A 2,249-nucleotide genomic window follows, 5' to 3' on the forward strand; every position below is an offset into this window, starting at 1 on the left:
CCCTCGGCCAGGCGCCCCCGCCGGAGGCGGGGCTGGCCGCCGTCTGGACCAAGCCGCGCGCCGGTGTCAACGGCGCCGACTCCGCCGTACCGGGCGTGCCCCCCGCCCCCACCGCGCCGCCCCCGCCGCCCGTTCCCCCGGAGGCCGTGACCACCTGGCGCCCCTGGCGCTTCCGCATGTCCAACGACCTCTGGGGCACCCCGGTCGTCGCCGGCGACCTGGTCTACGTCACCTCCTTCGAGGTGCACGCCCTCGACGTGACCACCGGCCGGCGCCGCTTCAAGACCCGGGACGTGGCCTGGTCCATGACGGTGGCCGACGGCCGTATCCACGCCTCCGACGGCCCCACCCTGTTCGCCCTGGACGCCCGCGAGGGCACCGACCTGTGGCGGCTGCAGACCGACGCCTGGGTGTACTCCCTCAAGGCCGACCGCGGCACGGTCGTCACCGGCACCCGGGGCGGCGGCGTCCAGGCCTGGGAGGCGTCCAACGGCCAGAAGCTGTGGGAGATCACCGGCTGCCAGACCGACTTCGAGTCCCCCGAGGCCGGCCCCGTCATCCACGACGGCACGGTGTACGTCTGGCAGGACGCCCGCCTGCGCGCCCTGGAGGCCCGCACGGGCGAGGAGCGCTGGTCGTACCCCGTCGGCGACGCGGCCTCCTGCGGCGGCGTACCGGTCCGCGTCACCCCGGCCTCCGACGGCTACGTCTACGTCTCGGCCGGCACCCGCATCATCGCGATCGACATCGCCGCCGGCCATGTCCGCTGGCACTTCGAGGCCCCGGCGGTCTTCCTCTCCCCGCCGGCCTTCGCACCGGGTCCGGCGGTGACCGGCGGCGGGGTGTACCTGGCCGACTACCTCGGCACCGTCTACGCCCTGGACGCCGCCGACGGCCGCGACCGCTGGCGCATCGCCACCGAGGCCCGCTCCGGGATCGACCCCGTGCTGGTCGCCGCCGGGCATGTCCACGTCGGCAGCGGCAATGGCGTCTACACCCTGGACGCGGTCACCGGCACCCCCAAGTGGCGCTTCCAGGCGGGCGGCGAGATCGTCGGCTCCCCGGTGGTCGCCGAGGGCCGTATCCACTTCGGCTCCACCGACCATCTGCTCTACACCCTCAAGGCCGACGACGGCCGGCTCCGCTGGAAGCTCGCCACCGGCGGCGAGATCACCGGCTCGCCGGTGGTCAAGGACAGGGTCGTGTACGCGTGCAGCAAGGACCGGTGCGTGTACGCGCTGGACGCGGAGAAGGGCACGGGAACGGCACGGACCGCCTGACCCGCGGCCGGGCGCTCCGGTGGCGTCCCGCCGGCGTTGCGGCGGCACGGAGTCCGGGTACCTGGGAGGTGCCCGGGATACCCGGGGCGGGACCCGGACAGGGAGCTGGCGACGGCCGTCGTGCCGAATACAACGGAAGGGGCCTCGGGACGGCGGCCGTCGGTCCAGATGAGCGGCGCACTCGTCACCGTTCACATGCATGACGCTACGACGAGTACACGATGGTCGCCATTCAGTGGCATGGCTGTGACAATCGGATCACTAGGCTGAAGGCATGAGGACACGGGGGCGCATGCTCAGGTTTGCGGCGGTGTCGACGGCGGTGGTTCTCTGCCTGACGGGGTTCACCACCGGGCGGGGGCACGGAGGACACCGCAGCGGAGGAGGCGGCTGCAGCAGCTCCAGCCAGGACCACGACAGCTCGTCGTCCTCGTCCGGGGGCGGCGTGTACAAGGACGACGGCCGGGACGACTCGTACGGCGGCTCCGGTTCGTACCGGAACTCGTACGACGGCTACAACGACCACAACGACAACCACGGCAGCGGCGGCAACTCCGGCACGGGCGGGTCGGCCCGGGAGAGCGCGACGGTGAGGCTGCTGAGCTGCGCCACGAAGAGGAAGCCGTACGCGAGGGTCGAGGTCACCAACTCCAGCAGCGTCGACGGCCGGTTCGTCGTCACCGTCACCTTCAGGGACGCCCGTGACCTCAAGATCGCCTCCAAGCGGGAGGAGGCCGCCGTGCCGGCGGACGGCAAGACGATCGTGAAGGTGCCCGTCCCCCGCCGCGCCCCCATCGCCAAGGTGGACCGCTGCGACCTCTCCCCCAAGGCCCCGCCGGCGCAGTGAGGGCCGGGCGTTACCGGGTACTGCTGGGTGGGGTGTGGGGGTGGGGTGGTGTGGCCGTGGCCTGAAAAAGCGCGCGTGGGGCCGCCCGCTTCTCGGGCCAGTGTCGTGCTTCCGCGGACCGG

Annotated in this window: 2 protein-coding genes; both read left to right on the forward strand. The window is 73.0% G+C overall.

The genetic code is table 11. The features are described 5' to 3' along the window. The coding region (locus ABD224_RS28980) for an outer membrane protein assembly factor BamB family protein (protein WP_344055252.1) at nt 1-1,280 on the forward strand (1,280 nt) is incomplete at its 5' end. Between the two features lie 292 nt (nt 1,281-1,572). Beyond that, entirely contained in the window at nt 1,573-2,127 is a 555-nt protein-coding gene (locus tag ABD224_RS28985; protein ID WP_344055254.1) for a hypothetical protein, read from the forward strand. The last annotated feature ends 122 nt before the right edge of the window (nt 2,128-2,249 follow it).

The sequence above is a fragment of the Streptomyces thermoalcalitolerans genome (genome assembly GCF_039525155.1).
Taxonomy (GTDB): Bacteria; Actinomycetota; Actinomycetes; order Streptomycetales; family Streptomycetaceae; genus Streptomyces; species Streptomyces thermovulgaris.